General features: G+C 39.1%; 17 protein-coding genes. 7 read left to right on the forward strand and 10 right to left on the reverse strand.

What is annotated here, in order from left to right; genetic code table 11:
* Positions 1–3: 3 nt before the first annotated feature.
* The gene (locus V6670_RS08625; RefSeq protein ID WP_249646014.1) at positions 4–831 is read left to right on the forward strand and encodes an ABC transporter permease; all 828 of its coding nucleotides are present in this window, start codon (positions 4–6) and stop codon (positions 829–831) included.
* Here V6670_RS08625 and V6670_RS08630 read toward each other — a convergent pair.
* Positions 820–2,457, reverse strand: a complete 1,638-nt coding sequence (locus tag V6670_RS08630) for a PucR family transcriptional regulator ligand-binding domain-containing protein (RefSeq protein ID WP_338653637.1) — start codon at positions 2,455–2,457, stop codon at positions 820–822. The genes V6670_RS08625 and V6670_RS08630 overlap by 12 nt on opposite strands.
* A gap of 139 nt (positions 2,458–2,596) precedes the next feature.
* Here V6670_RS08630 and V6670_RS08635 point away from each other — a divergent pair, with 139 nt between their 5' ends.
* A complete protein-coding gene (locus tag V6670_RS08635; protein ID WP_338653638.1) occupies positions 2,597–3,952 on the forward strand; it encodes an aspartate aminotransferase family protein in 1,356 nt (451 codons plus the stop codon).
* A gap of 42 nt (positions 3,953–3,994) precedes the next feature.
* Here the strand turns inward: V6670_RS08635 and V6670_RS08640 are convergent, their stop codons facing one another.
* Positions 3,995–4,447, reverse strand: a complete 453-nt coding sequence (locus V6670_RS08640; protein ID WP_338653639.1) for a MarR family transcriptional regulator — start codon at positions 4,445–4,447, stop codon at positions 3,995–3,997.
* Between the two features lie 124 nt (positions 4,448–4,571).
* Between V6670_RS08640 and V6670_RS08645 the strand changes: the two genes are divergently transcribed.
* Positions 4,572–5,003 carry a GNAT family N-acetyltransferase gene (locus V6670_RS08645; protein WP_036126584.1) on the forward strand — a complete coding sequence of 144 codons (432 nt, stop codon included), beginning with the start codon at positions 4,572–4,574 and terminating at the stop codon, positions 5,001–5,003.
* A gap of 224 nt (positions 5,004–5,227) precedes the next feature.
* Here V6670_RS08645 and V6670_RS08650 read toward each other — a convergent pair whose 3' ends face one another.
* From V6670_RS08650 to V6670_RS08675, 6 genes are all read right to left on the reverse strand, one after another.
* A complete protein-coding gene (locus V6670_RS08650) occupies positions 5,228–5,617 on the reverse strand; it encodes an RDD family protein (protein WP_141903034.1) in 390 nt (129 codons plus the stop codon).
* A gap of 63 nt (positions 5,618–5,680) precedes the next feature.
* Positions 5,681–6,643: a carbohydrate kinase gene (locus V6670_RS08655; protein WP_141903035.1), complete on the reverse strand. Its 963-nt coding sequence runs from the start codon at positions 6,641–6,643 to the stop codon at positions 5,681–5,683.
* Positions 6,640–7,527 carry a DMT family transporter gene (locus V6670_RS08660; RefSeq protein WP_058844704.1) on the reverse strand — a complete coding sequence of 296 codons (888 nt, stop codon included), beginning with the start codon at positions 7,525–7,527 and terminating at the stop codon, positions 6,640–6,642. Before V6670_RS08660 ends, V6670_RS08655 begins: the two co-directional genes overlap by 4 nt.
* Positions 7,528–7,590: 63 nt before the next feature.
* Positions 7,591–8,841, reverse strand: coding sequence for a glutamate-5-semialdehyde dehydrogenase (locus V6670_RS08665; protein WP_141903036.1), 1,251 nt, complete (start codon positions 8,839–8,841; stop codon positions 7,591–7,593).
* Positions 8,831–9,949, reverse strand: coding sequence for a glutamate 5-kinase (gene proB, locus V6670_RS08670; protein ID WP_141903037.1), 1,119 nt, complete (start codon positions 9,947–9,949; stop codon positions 8,831–8,833). Before proB ends, V6670_RS08665 begins: the two co-directional genes overlap by 11 nt.
* A 464-nt stretch (positions 9,950–10,413) precedes the next feature.
* Complete coding sequence (locus V6670_RS08675; RefSeq protein WP_036126554.1) at positions 10,414–10,797, reverse strand: hypothetical protein; 384 nt, start codon at positions 10,795–10,797, stop codon at positions 10,414–10,416.
* A gap of 215 nt (positions 10,798–11,012) precedes the next feature.
* Here V6670_RS08675 and V6670_RS08680 point away from each other — a divergent pair, with 215 nt between their 5' ends.
* Positions 11,013–11,636, forward strand: a complete 624-nt coding sequence (locus V6670_RS08680; RefSeq protein WP_141903038.1) for a LysE family translocator — start codon at positions 11,013–11,015, stop codon at positions 11,634–11,636.
* Between the two features lie 11 nt (positions 11,637–11,647).
* The gene (locus V6670_RS08685) at positions 11,648–12,439 is read left to right on the forward strand and encodes a DUF1835 domain-containing protein (protein WP_141903039.1); all 792 of its coding nucleotides are present in this window, start codon (positions 11,648–11,650) and stop codon (positions 12,437–12,439) included.
* 126 nt (positions 12,440–12,565) lie between these two features.
* Here V6670_RS08685 and V6670_RS08690 read toward each other — a convergent pair whose 3' ends face one another.
* Both V6670_RS08690 and V6670_RS08695 read right to left on the reverse strand, forming a co-directional pair.
* Positions 12,566–13,156: a DUF5412 family protein gene (locus V6670_RS08690; protein WP_338653643.1), complete on the reverse strand. Its 591-nt coding sequence runs from the start codon at positions 13,154–13,156 to the stop codon at positions 12,566–12,568.
* Positions 13,157–13,323: 167 nt separating this feature from the next.
* Positions 13,324–14,205, reverse strand: a complete 882-nt coding sequence (locus V6670_RS08695) for a LysR family transcriptional regulator (protein ID WP_089932495.1) — start codon at positions 14,203–14,205, stop codon at positions 13,324–13,326.
* Between the two features lie 283 nt (positions 14,206–14,488).
* On the opposite strand from V6670_RS08695, the gene V6670_RS08700 reads away from it, so the two are divergent.
* Positions 14,489–15,241 (forward strand): alpha/beta fold hydrolase, encoded by a 753-nt coding sequence (locus V6670_RS08700; RefSeq protein WP_338653645.1) that lies wholly within the window; start codon positions 14,489–14,491, stop codon positions 15,239–15,241.
* Positions 15,242–15,426: 185 nt separating this feature from the next.
* Positions 15,427–16,767 carry a branched-chain amino acid transport system II carrier protein gene (brnQ, locus tag V6670_RS08705; RefSeq protein WP_338653647.1) on the forward strand — a complete coding sequence of 447 codons (1,341 nt, stop codon included), beginning with the start codon at positions 15,427–15,429 and terminating at the stop codon, positions 16,765–16,767.
* Positions 16,768–16,778 lie beyond the last annotated feature (11 nt).

Raw genomic sequence — 16,778 nt, forward strand, 5'->3', positions numbered from 1 at the left:
ACCATGAAACAACTACAGCGCTATACTAAAAAAATCAATTTAGTCATTGGTCTCCTCGTTATTGTCGGCTTTTTGCTCGTCATGCTTGTTAGTTTCTTTTATACACCACATGATGTCAATGCGATGAATATACCTGAAAAATTGCGTGGACCTGGTGGTGCCTATATGTTTGGAACAGATGAATTCGGGCGTGATATTTTTAGCCGCATTATGAAGGGGACACAAACAGCCTTTGCTGTGGGTCTATTAACCGTAGCAATTGGAACGGTGTTTGGCATTCTTATCGGTGGTATTGCGGGCTATATTGGTGGCTGGATCGATGAAATCTTTATGCGGACGATGGACGCTTTAATGGCTTTTCCGGGCATTATTTTAGCCTTAATGCTTGTAGCAGTATTCGGTCCAGGGATTACAAATACCGCTATAGCGCTTGGCATTATCGCTATTCCAGCTATTGCAAGGATTGCACGTAGTGGCTTTGTGCAGCAACGTGATTCGGAATATGTACTGGCAGCGAAATTAATCGGGGTCAAGCCTTATAGCATTATGTTCCGCCATATTTTACCGAACATTTCGTCGCAAATTATTGTGGCTGCAACCGTGACATTTGCGACGGCGATGCTAGCCGAGGCAGCACTAAGCTATTTAGGGCTTGGAGTACAACCACCAAACCCTAGCTGGGGCAGAATGTTAAAAGATTCACAAGCCTATTTAATCGGTGCTCCTTGGTATACGTATGCGCCAGGAGGAGCCATTACCATTCTTGTTCTTGGTTTATATATGCTCAGTAATGCTTTACGAGATTTTATGGACCCACGTTCAAAATCGTAACACATCAGGTGCTGTTTTTTGTAAGAGTTCATATGCCTTAACAGCCATTTCAATATTGAGGCGATGGGGAGCTTGTAAAAATTCAGCACCTAATATACTTTCTAGCCGTTCAATTCGTTTATAGAGTGTTTGACGGACGATAAACAGCTGTTCTGCCGTGTCATTTTTAGCCCCGTTACAGGCCAAATAAACAGCTAATGTTTGAAATAAATCAAGGCTACTTTTTTGATCTAATAACAATATCTCTTGTAAATAATCTTTCACAAATTGTAGGAGAGCTGTCTGATCCTGCTGTAATAATAATCGATAGACACCTAGATCCTTATAATAGATGGAGCTAGCCAATTGCTGATGTTGCATTTGAATGGCCGATTTCGCCTCTTTATAGCCAAGATGAACACTTTCAATCGACTGATAGACATTGCTAATGCCACAGCTAAGGATAAGCTGCTCAAAAAACTGTGCTGCTTTTCTCGCTATAATCTGTGAAATGGCTTGATCGAAGGAATCACGATTGTCTTTCATATAATCTGCGGCAATAAAAAAGGCTAAAATAATAATCTCATGCTGTCGTACCGAAACAGTAGGGAAAAATCCGAGCTTTTTAAAAATTGAGCGAATATACATGGCGTTTTGGAGCTGTATTTCCTGCCATTCTTCTTCAGACACTGTATTAGCTTTATCATGAAGATTGAATACGACGACTCGGTAAAATAAATTACGACTCTCGATTGGCAAATAGCTTTGATAGTATGGTATATCAACGGGCTGTCCTTGAATTAAGGCAAGGATAAATTCATCCTCACGGCTTTGCTGTCGCTCCTGCAGCATGCGATTACGCATTAAAATATGGGCTATCGACATCGTAGCCCGTTCTAAATTCAACAAGGTGTAATCACTCGGCTTTGGCAGTCCAGAATGCATACATAAATAGCCCCAAACTTGTCCAAGTCCATTCACGGGGATGATGACAAAATGATCCTTATCAATGGATAAAAGGTGCAGAGGCTCTTGTATTTCTAACTGCTGACAATGCTCCTCCATAACACGCAAGTATTTTTTAGCCTCCACAGGATAATAAAAGCTTTTTGTATCTTCTGAGACAAATAAAAAGGGCGCATCCGTATCTTGGTGGAGAACTTGTAATATTTTTAAAATTCCATTTGGCATTAATGATAATTCCATAAATGTTTTGGAGAGTGTATCTAGCTGTGTTAGTGCCTGCTGGTGTTGATTAATTATGTACGTGTGTAAATCTTGCGTAATATCAATAAATCGTACAATGTCTTCAAAAATAATAATTGGGAAATGATGGGCGTTCGCCATAGCAATCAATTCTACAGGGACATGATCGAAATAGTCTCCAATTTCTATACAAAGACCAGCAGCTTCATTGCGAATAAGGTTTTGTAAGTAGGCGATTTGTGTTTCACGTTCGAGCTGTAAACCAACACCAGTAGTTAAAATCAATTCACCACCATTAATTAATGTATCAAAATCTTTGATTTCTAATATATGTGTCCACAAAACTTGGCGATCAAGACCATGCTGCCCAGCGATAAGCTTCGCTGATTCAAAATGCTTGCGCTTGAGGACATCACGTACGAGTAGAGGATGTTTCGCCATCAATTAGCACCTGCCCTTCGAATGTACAATGTCTATTTCATTATGTTAGAGAAATCAGAAAATTTCAACATTAACTAGTTTAATAGGGAAAATGGTGATAGATAAAAAGACATCGATGATCACGATTGGAGGTCATGATATGGAGCAAAACGATCAATTCACACATGATTTACAGCAAAAAGACCATGAAAATGTTTGGCATCATATGTCTATGTACAATGACAATGCGCCCCCTATTATTGAACAGGGAGAAGGAGCATGGATTACCGATAGTTTAGGCAACCGCTTTTTAGATGGCATGTCAGGATTATGGGCAGTGAACGTAGGCTATGGCCGTGAGCGTCTTGCTAAAGTTGCGTATGAGCAATTGAAAAAGCTATGTTATGCCCCTTTAACCCAAAGTCATGAACCGGCCATCAGACTCGCTGAAAAAATGAACAGCTTACTAGAAGATGACTATATGGTGTTTTATTCCAATAGCGGTTCGGACGCGAATGAAGTAGCCTTTAAGCTAATACGTCAATACCATCAACAAAATGGGGAAGGAACTCGTTATAAAATCATTGCTCGTTATCGAGGTTATCATGGCAGTTCACTGGGAGCATTGGCAGCCACAGGACAGGCCTTACGTAAATATAAATATGAACCCTTAACACCAGGCTTTTTGCATGTTGCCCCACCTGATCATTATCGTCGACCAAAAGGGCAGTCCGTGGAGGCGTATAGTTTAGCATGTGCTCATGAAATCGAGGAAAAGATCATTTGGGAGCAAAAAGAAACAATAGCGGCTGTTATTATGGAGCCACTGATTACTGGTGGTGGCGTTCTTATTCCACATCCTACTTATGTCAAGGAAGTCGAGCGCATTTGTAGACGACATGGGGTATTACTTATCATTGATGAAGTCATATGTGGCTTTGGACGAACAGGGATGCTATTTGGTCATCAGCATTTTGACATTCGACCAGATGTCATTACTATGGCAAAGGGGTTAACAAGTGCCTACCTACCGTTATCCATCATGGCTGTACGCAAAGACATTTATGAAAAATTTAAAGAGATGGACGGCTATAGTCATTTTCGGCATATTAATACGTTTGGCGGTAATCCAGCAGCCTGTGCAGTGGCTTTAGAAAATATAAAAATCATAGAAGAGGAAGGGCTCGTACAGCGCGCAAGAGATTTGGGTATACAATTGCTACATGATTTGCAAGACTTATTGGAGCTACCCTTTGTTGGAGATATACGAGGGCTTGGGTTGCTCATAGGCATCGAGCTTGTCGAAGATAAACCATCACAAGCACCCGCAAAGCCAGAGCGAATAGCGAAAATTATAGCTGATTGTCAAGCAAACGGGTTAATTGTTGGGAGAAATGGCGAAACAGTAGAGGGCTATCATAATATCATTATATTAAGTCCGCCACTTTGCTGTACTGATGAAGATCTTGATTTTATGGTAGCCGTGTTAAAAAGAGTATTGGCAGCCAATGTTTAGTATGTGGCGATTCCAAACATGTGGAAACACAAGGAATCGCCTTTAATAGTGTCGTTTATGCCCCTTTTTCACATCCTCCCAGTCAATCTCGATGTTATGCAAAAGACGCGTTAGTAGATTGTGGATGCTGTCAATCTCTTCAGTGGAAAAACCTGCAAGTGCACGAGCATTGGAATATTCGCCCTCTCGTTTCAAAAAAGGATAAATCTCTAAGCTTTTTGTTGTTGGGAAGAGCAATTTATTTTTTTTATTTCCTTGTTCAATACGCTTTTCAATAAAGCCCTTGGTCTCTAATTTTTGAATAGCCCGTGAAGCAGTCGTACGATCCACCTTTAATAGCTCTGCAACCTTTTCTTGAATGATACCAGGATTTTCACAAATTCGGATGACATATAAATATTGTCCCTTTGTTAAATCCAACTCCTTAAATTCAATATTACTAATTGAGTCTAATGCCCGTGCAATAGCACCTATTTCACGTAAAATTTCTTTCATGGTCGATCCTCCTGAAATTTTTATTGTATTTGCAATAAAAATGATTCTATACTAATAGTATCATCTTCGAAGTGAAATTGCACCTAGTGAAGATGGTCAATAGGAGAAACTAGGAGGAATATTCATGAGCATAAAAAAAGTGACAACTGAAGAAGAATTACAAACAGCGTTCGATTTTCGTCGACATGTTTTTATTGAAGAACAACAAGTACCTGAGGTAGAAGAGTACGATGAATTTGATTCGCTCGATGCACCATGTGATCATATTCTTGTGTATTACAAGGAGCAACCTGTTGGAACAGGCAGGCTTCGCATTGTGGAGGGCTATGGCAAACTAGAACGTATTTGTATATTGGAACAATACCGTAAATTTGGCCTGGGGAAAGAAATCATCATGGGCTTAGAGCAAATCGCACGAGACAAAGGTTTAACAAAAGCAAAGCTGAATGCCCAGTCCTATGCAGAAGGTTTTTATGAAAAACTAGGCTACCAGCGTGAAGGCGAAGAATTCATGGATTGTGGCATCCCACATATTTTAATGAAAAAATATTGGTAGTGGACGAAAGCGTCTTTTCAATAACCTTCCTCATTAGTGCTAGATTTTGCAGGGAGAAGGGGGAAGATCTATTTTCGATAAAGTATACAATTACAATGGCACTACTTATGTTTAGCTGCCATTAGAAAAGGCTCCTCCTTAGCTAAGGGGAGCCATTTTTTTGCACGACGGATTCTAGTTTCAATTAAAAACTACCTTCATAAAGAAAGTTGGGCAGCTTTCAATTATTTTTCTTTGACAATCGTACCTGCGAAATTGTCATGAGGTAGACGTTGTCCATGCTGTTGCTCAAAGGTCTGGCGATTTTTTAGATAATCAAACGTACTGAGGGTGTCTCGATAAGCCATTCGTTTAATTATTTGACCGTCTGATAGTGGATGGCCATCTTCATTTTCAAGTGCCAGTTTCATTGCTTTGTAGCCAATGGTTTGTCCATTTTGACGGAGCTGTGCATATTCTAGTGCCCATAGCACGGCTGTTGGCGTAACGAGCGCATGAACGACTTCGTTTTTCACTTTTTTTCGTAGGAAATATTCAACACCCAACGTGACTGCGGTTGATATCGCTGTATCGATTAAAAATGCTGCTGTTCGTCTTTTTGTGATCGACTCCATGTATGTCCTCCTTTATTACTCTGTCACTAGTACATACGAAACATAAGGACAAGAAGTTTCGCGTTAATCTTGATTTATTTCCAATGACAATACGGGATAAGAGGGAATGGCCCCATGCTTCGTTGTCGAAATCCCTGCATAACGGTTTGCAAAAGTGAGCAGGGACATCGCATGCTGTTCGCAATAGGTTTCAACATCAGCTACTGCTAGTTGATGTTGAAGGAATTTACTTAAAACAGCCCCAATAAATGCATCTCCAGCCCCTGTCGTATCGACAGTTTGTACCTCCTTAGCAGGAGCCTTTACATGGAGCTTTTTCGTATATAAAGTAGCCCCAGCAGCGCCATGTGTAATGATGATGACGGCTACATGCCCCTGAAATAATGCTTGGACAGCCGCCTGTTCCTCCTCTAATGCTGTTAAAAACAATAGCTCCTCCTCTGAAAGCTTCACAATATGTGCTTTAGGTAGAAAGGCGAGGATGGTTGCCCGACACGCAGTCTCATCCTGCCATAAAGGTAAGCGCACATTCGGATCAAAGGAAACAAGACTACCTGCTTGATGTGCCTGTTCAATAAAAGCAAGATGTGCTTGTTTCATAGGGCTTTCCACAAGATTAACAGAGCAAAAATGAACTATATCTTGTGCAGTGAGTAATTGTAAGGGGAGATAGTCTTGCTTGTACAATAAGTCCGCTGCATGTCGGCGATAAAATTGAAAATCACGCTCACCGTGACCATTTAATGAGACAAAAGCAAGACTTGTTTCTCCATCAGTTGTTTGGCGAATGTACTGCGTGTCTACACCTGTTTGCTGTAACGTTTTTATTAGGAAATCGCCAAAGGCATCCTGACCGACCTGTGTTAGAAGAGCTGCCTGCTGACCCAGCTTTGCACAGACCGCTGCTACATTTGCAGGTGCACCACCCGCATGTTTAGTAAAGTGCTCGATATCGGCAAGGGAGCCATACTGCTCTGTTGGCGTAAAATCAATTAGTAATTCCCCTATAGTAAAGAGCTTGCTCATGAGGATGCCTCCTGTGGCAGCCGCTTTTTCTTCGGAATGTAAACTGTATAGAAAATACCTCCGAAAATAAGCAGGATACCTAACGTTTGCATAATGCTTGGCATAAAATCAAGCAACAGCATATCCAGTAAAATCGCGACAACAGGGTCAACGAACACTAATACGGATACAAGAATGGTCGTAAGATTGCGAATACTATCAAAAAATAAATAGTAAACAAATCCAGTATGAATAAAGCCTGTGCCCAAAATATAAAACCAATTGGAAGTGGTTAATCCCTCAAACAAGGAGAAGTCGATGAAAGGCAGTAGTATGACGATACCAACCGTTGTTTGAATATAGGTTAACGCATAGGAGCTAAGCTTCGTAATGGTTTTGCTTGTTAGCATGGTGAGGGCATAAAATACCGCTGACAGTAATGCCCACACAAAACCAGATTGCATAAACTCTGAGAAAGACACAAAATTATGGAGACCAATGATGAAAATACTGCCAATAAAGCAAGTGATGGTTGCTACAAGTGCTTGAATGGTCATTTTTTCCTTTAAAAAGATAGCGCCTAAAATTAAGACAAAAATAGGGGCTAAATTATAGATGGAAATGGCAATCGAAATCGACATTTCTTCAAAGGCTTTAAATAAAAATACCCAGTTTAAAACGATAAAGACGCCACAAATAATTGTTTGGAGAATTTCCTTCTTATCCCAAACCTCTGATTTATGACCCCCTGTAATAAGCCACATTCCTCCTAGAAAGAGGGTGGCACAAATGCATCGAACAAAGACAAGCTCTGTAGCAGGAACACCAGTATGAACCGTAAAAAAGCCTATGGAACCAAACAGTGCCATGGAGACGGTTAGTTTAATCATTGCGGAGATGTTCATACGACACCTTCTTTCTATTTTTTGTAAAATTATTAAAGCAAATAAGTAACGCGCGGCTTCCTTTTATTCACGAATTTGGCCGTTGCCATATATGAAATATTTAGTTGAGGTTAACGCTGGCAAGCCCATTGGCCCACGAGCATGTAGTTTTTGCGTACTAATGCCAATTTCTGCACCATAGCCAAATTCAAAGCCATCCGTGAAGCGGGTAGAGGCATTATGATAAACAGCCGCTGCATCGACGTTATTTAAAAATGTTTCTGCGACCAATTGATCTTCTGTAATGATCGCTTCAGAATGATGTGTGCCAAAGTGATGAATATGCTCAATTGCTTCATAGACATTTTCCACCAATTTAACACTTATTGTTAAATCAAGATATTCCATCGCATAGTCTTCCTCCGTAGCTGGAAGAGCAGCCTCAAATAGCTGACATACTTGTTCATCACCGATGATGGTCACACCTGCGTCATGTAGTGCTGTTAACAGTTGCATACCATGAGATTTAAACCAAATAGGGTGAATGAGTAAGCTTTCTGCTGCATTACAAACAGAAGGGCGCTGCGTTTTAGCATTTAGGCAAATTTTTTCTGCTTTTATGTAATCCGCCATTTGATCCACGTAAATGTGACAGTTGCCCGCACCTGTTTCAAGTACAGGGACAGTTGCTTCCTTCACAACTAAATCAATAAGCGCTTTGCCGCCACGAGGAATTAATACATCTAAGTACTCTTTTAAATGAAATAATTCTTTCACCGTTTCACGACTTGTATCCTCAATTAATTGCACAGCCTCTATAGGAATAGATGTTTTAGCAAGTGCACGGTGGATACTTGCCACTAGGGCGGTATTTGAAAATTTAGCTGAGGAGCTGCCACGTAAAATGACGGCATTGCCCGTTTTCAGAGAGAGAGTCGCTGCATCTACTGTGACATTTGGGCGTGCCTCATAAATCATACCAATGACCCCAAGTGGTACAATCCGCTTTTCGATGTGTAAGCCATTCTCTTTATCAATCTGCTCAATAACTGTACCTACTGGATCTTGTAGGGAGACAAGTAAATGAATGGCATCAGCCATTGCCAATATTCGTTCTTCATTGAGCATCATTCGATCTAGTGTAGAAGCAGGCAAGTTCTGTTTCTCACCCAGTGCTAAATCTTTGGCATTTTCAGCCATAATAGTATGCTGGTCAATGATTAACTGTTCTGCAATTTTTGTTAGCGCCTCATTCTTTTCACAGGTCGTTTTAATATTTAATATGTAGCTGGTAGCCTTTGCCCGTTGTCCTTTTCCTTGAATTTCACTTGTCATTCGTCATCCCTCCCTTATTCGTTTGAATTTTCAGCCATTTATCTCTGTGTATCACCTCAATAGGGCATTTCGACAATGTATCCGTCCGTTTTCCCATTGCTACAGTTAGCTCTAGGGAAGAGTACAGTACTTCGCCACGTCCTAATAAACCTTGTTCACTATAAACTTCTACAACATCCCCATTGTCAAAATCACCTTCTACACGATATACGCCAGCGGGTAATAAGCTTTTGCCATTGTCCATTAACGCCTTTTCAGCACCACTATCTATAAAAATTTTACCAGAAACTTCCGTAAGTGCAATCCACTGTTTATGATTTGTTAATATTGCAAGCTCATCATGCTCGACATAGGTGCCGTCCCCATGGCCTGCTAAAATAGCGAGTAGTTTATGTGCACCTTGACCTGTTCCGATAAATACTTTCACACCTGCACGTAGCGCTGTTCGGGCTGCCAATAGCTTAGATGCCATGCCACCCGTGCCAATCTTTGAACCTATACCATCAGCAAAGCTTAACATGTCATCGGTAATAGCTGTTAACCGATCAATACGTTCCGCCTGCGGATTTTTAGCAGGATTGGCATTATACAAGCCATTGATGTCTGTTAAAATGATCAGCTGATCTGCATGGACAAGACCACTTACAAGTGCGGACAGCATATCATTATCCCCAAATGTCAATTCACTAATAGATACTGTATCGTTTTCATTAATAATTGGTAGCATGGAACGTTCTAATAATTCCTCGAAAGTGGCATAGGCATTTTTATAGCATTCTTTTTTAGAAAAATCTGTGCGTGTCAGTAAAATTTGAGCAGGCGTTATATCGTAAATGCTAAATAAGGCACTGTATGTTTGGATCAGCAAGCTCTGTCCAACAGCTGCTGCGGCCTGTTTTCCTTTGACCGTTACAGGACGAGCAGGGTAGCCAAGTTGTTTAAAACCAGCGGCTACTGCACCTGATGATACAAGCAAAACTTCATGACCCTGGTTCTTTAATACCGCAATTGCCTGCACATGATCCATTAAACGAACTTTATCGATTTCGCCTTTTGCATTCGTTAAAGAGCTACTGCCAATCTTCACAACAATCCTTTTTCTCTCCATCACACTACCTCCAGTTGTCTTATGTTCGTCATTGCTTTGTTAAATAGAGTAATGACGTTTCACCTTTGACACCAAAATTTTTGAATCAAGATAAAAAAAGCCTTTTCATCCTAAAAATTAGGACGAAAAGACTTGCCTTCCGTGGTACCACCTACATTGAACATCATGCGACATTCCACTTTTCTCATAACGCTAGAGACTGCGCCTAGTTTGGCCAGGACGTTTTACGAAGTAGGTTCATCAGTCTTCCTTGTACAATGCCTTACAGCCGATGGGCATTGCTCTCTTTTCAAGCAGTGGCTAACTACTAGTCTCCGTTCGTTTTCTCATCATTGAGTTGGTAACTATTGACTAAAGAATGCACTACTTCCTAAAGTCTGTCAAGTTGAATAGTGAAATTACTTGAAAGTTTTGATAAATTAAGAAGGAGAGATTCAAAAATGCTAAAGAGGCAACCTATTCGATTATTTAAACCACCAAATGGCAATGAACAGGGGAAGCATAGCCAAAACAATGACAAAAAAACTCCAAATAACTTGTTTACCTGTTGACATATTTCTTGGTTTAATACTCATTTGTTCATAAAGCTGGTTAATGGCACGTTGCTCTTTCGAATAAAGCATTGCTTGAAATTCTTCGTAATCTTGAATATAGCTGGAGGGGGGACGTGGACTAAAGCGTAAATTTCGAATGGAGTCCGTAATCTCTTGATCACCCATCCAGTAGGTGATCACTGGAGCAAGACCTGCGTTTTGTGCGGCCTTGACGTCAATGTCATGTGATTTCATTTTATAGTAAATCTGTCCATGCTCATCCTCATACTGCGTAACAATATCACTTACTGCCATTAACAATCACCTCTTATGGAAGTTATCTATTTTTTCATGAGTTTCTACTATTATAATGGATTAGGGGAGAAAAGTATCGCATGAACGAGCAGAATTTGTGAAATGAAAATTTGTGAAAAGTTTTTGATAAAGTCATAAACTTACATCTAATGAGTACAACGTCATGTAGTATAATGTAAATAGTTTTTTTAAAGAAGTTGAAAGAAGGGAAAGTTTTGGAAATTTCAACGTTATTCGCGTTTTTAGGGGCTGCTATTATTTTAACCATTATGCCAGGGCCAGATAATTTATTTGTACTTGCCCAAAGCATTACACAAGATAAAAAGGCTGGTATTGCTACATCGCTTGGTCTATGTACAGGGCTCCTTGTCCATATTAGTGCAGCAGTACTTGGTATATCTGCGATTATTTATCAATCCACAATCATTTTTTCAATTGTCAAATTTGCAGGAGCAGCCTATCTATTATATTTAGCTTGGCAATCATTTCGAGCCAAGGGAGATCCATTTACCTTACAGCAACAAAATACACAAGCTTATATTACATTATATAAAAAAGGTATTTTAATGAATATTTTAAATCCAAAAGTATCATTATTTTTCTTAGCGTTATTACCACAGTTTGTGAATCCCGCACAGGGACATGTTGCGTTTCAAATGCTTATTTTGGGTATAGTATTTTTAGTGCAAGCACTCGTATTATTTTCGTTATTTAGTATATTTGCAGGGAAAGTCAGAAAACTCATTATTGGTCAACCTGCAATTGCGAAGCGATTAAATGTGATTCAAGGTATCCTCTTCACATTTATCGGGATACAAATTGCCATCAGCAAACAGTAGGAGGAATGGTCATGGCTATTTTACATATTACCTTTAGCTTAGCAACGCAGGGCTCCCTGAAGTTTGCAATTCGTCAGCATCATTTGCAGCGTAATGAAACGGTTTTAAGTGTCCATGATGATTTCTCAATTGGGCCACTTCAACACTTAGAAGAACGTAAAACTTGGTTACACACTCATATTTTTAAGGATAATGAAGATCAGCAATTGTATGATGATATGTATGAGAACTGGATGAAAAAAATCGCAAGTTTACCTTGTGATTTGGATGTATGGATTTGGTATAGTCAAAACACACACGAACAAATTGGCCTGCGCTGTGTGATGAGTGAGTTGATTCATAAATGTAGTATGGTTTATGGAATTGATACAACTGAGGGTCTGAAACGATTGCAGCCTAATATGAGTATTCGTCATACAGGGGAGCTTTCCTCCAATATGCTCATGAAGCTTCGCCCTGAGGCCAAACGATTTTCTGTTCAAGCATGCCAACAACTCGCGAAGGAATGGGAAGATATCAAAAAGCAGCCAAGTACGTTGCGATTGTGGAAAAATGAGCTAGTGCATGTAGAGGAAGATGCGCTGGATGCACTCATTATGGCTAGTGCAAAAGAGTTGCAGATCCAGTACAAGGAAGAATGGCTGATGCCTACACATATTTTGGCTCAAACATTTGGGGCAATTGATCATTATGTCGGGGATGAATTTGTAGAGTATCGCTTACGGACCCTCGTCGAGCAAGGATTGTTTGAGATTCAAGGTGATATAACGGACATCTTTTCGTATCAGGTGAAAGTACGTTAACATATGGAAAATAACACAACTAAATGAACGAGCAATAAAAAAGATCAGGAGCACACAGCCTGATCTTTTTATTGTTCCAAATTCATGAAACAGTTGGTTCTAAGCATAACAGAATATTTAAGTCTCTTAATTATAGTTATACGAAGTGCTGTCATGTTGATAGCACGTTTCATATTCATCTTTCATTAACAAACTTTGACAAGCCAAACCATTGTCGTGATAAATCTCTTTATCCACGGTTAATTCTATACTTCTATTTGAATTTGTATACTTAGACTCATGATTAACAATGGATAACTTAATCTCGTCTAGCCATTCCATTGAAAATTGACTTTTTGCATCTGCATAATAGATGGTTTTGATTGTATGATTCTCGTTATTTGAAATTTCTACCCATACATTGACACCACTACTTGGACCTGCACCACCATAGGGTTCATAATAAGCGTTCGCTGTGTATTTTCCAGAAGGGGATGAGACAGATTTGGGTCCTTTTTGCATAAGTTTTTTATCTATAGTTCTAAACGTAAAAAAGTATTGGCTATATATAAATAGGCCAAAAAACAGGACTAAACCTGCCACAAATGCTGTTAATGTTTTTTTAGGGAAATGGTTCCGTTTAAAAAAGAAAATGATTAATTTGCTAACAAAAATGAAAAATAATAGCAATGTAAATAAAAATACAAAGAAGCCAATAGTGTTAAGGTATAAATGCAAATTATTACCTCCTTAGCATGATGAACAGGTTGATAGATTGTATAGTTGTAATTAGAAATTTAAATTGTTTTTCTACAGTTATCGTAAAAAATCTTTATGTTCAAACCAAAAATCAAAATAAAGCGAGTAACATTGACACCGAGGTGATGTTGTTACTCGCTCTTTTTCTATTTTTTTTCATAAAAATCGAAGACAAACTGTTTAAATTGACGTGCAGAGGGAGGAAGATAGCGATTATCAATCCAAGCCATGCCGATAATTCGTTCACATACCATATCCTCAACATGGATTTTAACGATTTTCTTCGGATTTAAATCCTCATCATCTGGAAGTAAGGAAACGCCCAGCCCCGCACCTACAAAACCAGCAATGGTCGATACTTCGTCCCCTTCATAAGAAATTTTAGGCTTTATGCCAGCAGCATTTAACAACCGATCAGCAGAGCGGCGCAGTGCATAGCCCTTTTTCATGAGCACAAAGTTTTCATGCTCCAGCTCTTTCATTTTAATGCTTTTACGATGTGCAAGCGGATGGTCAATTGGCACCATAATAAAAAGCTCATCTCGCCATAGTTCCTTCCAACATACTGGCGGCTCTGTATCAATGGCTGCCAATAAGCAAAGGTCTAATTCACCAGCCAACAATTGTTTTAATTGTGAGTGAGAGTAGTTTTGCGTGAAATGAAAACGGATATGGGGGTGTTTCTGACGAAAAGCACGAATCAAGTCTGGTACGATACTCGTTCCAAGCGTATGTAAAAAACCGAGTGATACATCGCCGAGCTCTGGATTATTAAGCTCTTGTAATTCTAAAACAGCCTTTTCATATTCTTTGCGCATTCGCAGTACACGATATAAAAACAGTTCACCATATCGGTTAAGCATAATTGAGCGCCCTTGTCTGTCGAAAAGCGGTACACCTAATTCTTCTTCCAGCTTTGAAATAGAACGACTAAGTGCTGGTTGTGAAATCGCTAATGCTTCAGCAGCTCGTGTCATATGCTCTAACTTTGCCACGGTTACAAAATATTCTAATTGTTGCCACTCCATTTTTTCACCTCTTTTCTCGTTATTTTTAAGTTATCTGCATTATAACGGGAAACAGAGTGGAAGTATAGGTTGCAAATTATTTTTAAAAGGACGTTGCATTTTATTAGCAGAATGGAAAAGTTAAGTAGCAAAAGTGTGATAGCACAGCGGTTAAGTTGACATCATTCATGCATGATAAACATTGATTTGATAAAAACTATAAATTATACATTATGAATAAAGGGTGATAAGATAGACACATAAAATACACAATTATAAATTTCCGTGAAGGGGATATCATAAAATGAAGTTAACTAAGCCACAACCTCTAACTATTGAGGGAGGCAAAAAAGCCGTACTATTACTGCATGGATTCACAGGTAGCACAAAAGATGTGAAAAAACTAGGAGAATTTTTATCTCAACGAGGTTATACCGTTCATGCACCAATTTATAGTGGGCATGGTGTAGAACCAGAAGCATTATTAGAAACGAAACCAGAGGACTGGTGGAACGATGTAGTGGAAGGTTATAACTTTCTCCAAGAGAAAGGCTATGAAGAAATCGCTGTTGTTGGGATTTCACTGGGTGGCGTCTTCTCATTAAAAGTAGCAGAGACGTTTCCAGTGAAAGCGTGTGTAGCGATGTGTGCACCAATTACACGTGATAATTCAAAAGGCTTATTTACACGTTTGTACCATTATGCTCGTTTATATAAACACTTTGAAAATAAATCAAAAGATCAAATCATTTCAGAATTACATGAATTACGCATTACACCAAAAGATTCTTTGGATGGCGTAACACGTTTAACAACTGAAACTCGTGAAGAATTATCAACGATCAAAGCACCAACACTTGTGTTACAAGGTTCACTAGATGATGACCTATACCAAGAAAGCGCACCTTTCATTTTAAATACAGTAGAAACAGACGACAAAGAAATCATTTGGTATGAAAATTCTGGTCACATTATTACATTAGATAAAGAACGTGATAAAGTGTATGAAGATGTTTATAAATTTTTAGATCATATTGAATGGTCAGTTGCAAACTAGGGAGGGGCTGTCAGCAGGCAGCTCTTTTTTTGTTCAATCAACTAAGCTTTGTAGCATTCATCTAGATAAACGAAAAAACTATTGTAATTATAATAAATGCTTGATAATATGATGAAATTATAGTGAAAAATCATTCGATTAAAATAATTTGCTATGGTCTAAAACTTCTAAGGAGCACATCAATTATGCAACAAAAAATACCTTTTTCAACCTATGCAGTCATCGGAACAATGTTATTTGGGCTGTATTTTGGAGCAGGGAACCTCATTTTTCCTATTCAAATGGGTCAATTTGCTGGGACTAATTTTTGGTTTGGGTTAATCGGATTTTTAGTTACTGCCATTGGGCTACCATTCCTCGGAATTTTAGCGATTGGTTTATCAGGTAGTAATGGTTTACGTGATTTAGCGAACCGTGTTCATCCTATATTTGGCATTGTTTTTTCATTGGCACTGTATTTAACAATCGGTCCGTTTTTTGCCATTCCACGTACAGCAACCGTACCATTTGTAGTAGGCTTTGAGCCATACATTCAACCACAACATGCAACGCTGCTACTAGCAGTATTTAGCTTTGTATTTTTTGCCGTTGTTTATTATTTCTCTTTAAATCCAGCGAAAATTATGGATTACATCGGTAAATATTTAACGCCTGCTTTTTTAGTCGTCTTATTTATTATAATTATTACAAGCATCATCAAGCCAATGGGTGATTTCCAGCAGCCAGTCGGTGATTATTTGGATGCTGCTTTTATGACAGGCTTTAAAGAGGGCTATAATACGATGGATGCCCTAGCATCATTGGCATTCGGGATTGTTGTCATCAATGCTATTAAAAGTGCAGGAATTACAGATCGCAAGGAAATAGCCAAGGCTACATGGACATCGGGTATTTTTGCGATGGCTTTAATGACACTTATTTACGGCTTAATTACGTATATGGGAGCTTCTAGTATTGATGCTGTTGGTACTTTTGACAATGGTGGTTTAATTTTTGCCGCAGTAGCAGATCACTATTTCGGCTCTTTTGGGGCCATTTTATTGGCGCTTATTATTGTCCTCGCTTGTTTAAAGACAAGTATAGGGTTAATTACGTCCTGTAGTGAATTTTTTCACGAAGTGTTTCCAAAAATCAGCTATAAATGGTTTGTGTTTTTACTTTGTCTTGTGTCCTTTACGATTGCAAACTTCGGCTTAAACAATATCATCCAATTTGCGATCCCTGTTTTAATGTTCTTATATCCACTAGCCATTGTATTAATCTTGCTTGCTCTTTGCTCATCCTTCTTTAAGAATAAGCAAACAGTTTATGCCATTGCGATGATTTTTACATTTTTCATTAGTTTAATTGATGGCTATAAAGCCTTGGTGGAAAGTGTGCCAGGAGCGAAATTAGGCGTTTTGGACGCAGTGGAGAAGCTATATTCAACGATCCTTCCTTTTTATGACATCGGATTAGGTTGGATACTACCAGCTCTTGTAGGAGCAGTGATTGGGAGCTTGTTCCTGTCTAGAAAAGTCATATAAATGAAAAACCA

This window comes from Lysinibacillus sp. Y5S-8 (genome assembly GCF_036894365.1).
Lineage (GTDB): Bacteria > Bacillota > Bacilli > Bacillales_A > Planococcaceae > Lysinibacillus > Lysinibacillus fusiformis_D.

What these genes read in the sequence shown, in the direction of transcription:
- V6670_RS08645 (WP_036126584.1), top strand. Translation starts at nt 4,572, where the DNA reads ATGAGCATAAAAAAAGTGACAACTGAAGAAGAATTACAAACAGCGTTC.
- V6670_RS08635 (WP_338653638.1), top strand. Translation starts at nt 2,597, where the DNA reads ATGGAGCAAAACGATCAATTCACACATGATTTACAGCAAAAAGACCAT.
- V6670_RS08660 (WP_058844704.1), bottom strand. Translation starts at nt 7,527, where the DNA reads ATGAACATCTCCGCAATGATTAAACTAACCGTCTCCATGGCACTGTTT.
- V6670_RS08625 (WP_249646014.1), top strand. Translation starts at nt 4, where the DNA reads ATGAAACAACTACAGCGCTATACTAAAAAAATCAATTTAGTCATTGGT.
- proB (WP_141903037.1), bottom strand. Translation starts at nt 9,949, where the DNA reads ATGGAGAGAAAAAGGATTGTTGTGAAGATTGGCAGTAGCTCTTTAACG.
- V6670_RS08655 (WP_141903035.1), bottom strand. Translation starts at nt 6,643, where the DNA reads ATGAGCAAGCTCTTTACTATAGGGGAATTACTAATTGATTTTACGCCA.
- V6670_RS08685 (WP_141903039.1), top strand. Translation starts at nt 11,648, where the DNA reads ATGGCTATTTTACATATTACCTTTAGCTTAGCAACGCAGGGCTCCCTG.
- V6670_RS08665 (WP_141903036.1), bottom strand. Translation starts at nt 8,841, where the DNA reads ATGACAAGTGAAATTCAAGGAAAAGGACAACGGGCAAAGGCTACCAGC.
- V6670_RS08675 (WP_036126554.1), bottom strand. Translation starts at nt 10,797, where the DNA reads ATGGCAGTAAGTGATATTGTTACGCAGTATGAGGATGAGCATGGACAG.
- brnQ (WP_338653647.1), top strand. Translation starts at nt 15,427, where the DNA reads ATGCAACAAAAAATACCTTTTTCAACCTATGCAGTCATCGGAACAATG.
- V6670_RS08650 (WP_141903034.1), bottom strand. Translation starts at nt 5,617, where the DNA reads ATGGAGTCGATCACAAAAAGACGAACAGCAGCATTTTTAATCGATACA.
- V6670_RS08640 (WP_338653639.1), bottom strand. Translation starts at nt 4,447, where the DNA reads ATGAAAGAAATTTTACGTGAAATAGGTGCTATTGCACGGGCATTAGAC.
- V6670_RS08695 (WP_089932495.1), bottom strand. Translation starts at nt 14,205, where the DNA reads ATGGAGTGGCAACAATTAGAATATTTTGTAACCGTGGCAAAGTTAGAG.
- V6670_RS08630 (WP_338653637.1), bottom strand. Translation starts at nt 2,457, where the DNA reads ATGGCGAAACATCCTCTACTCGTACGTGATGTCCTCAAGCGCAAGCAT.
- V6670_RS08700 (WP_338653645.1), top strand. Translation starts at nt 14,489, where the DNA reads ATGAAGTTAACTAAGCCACAACCTCTAACTATTGAGGGAGGCAAAAAA.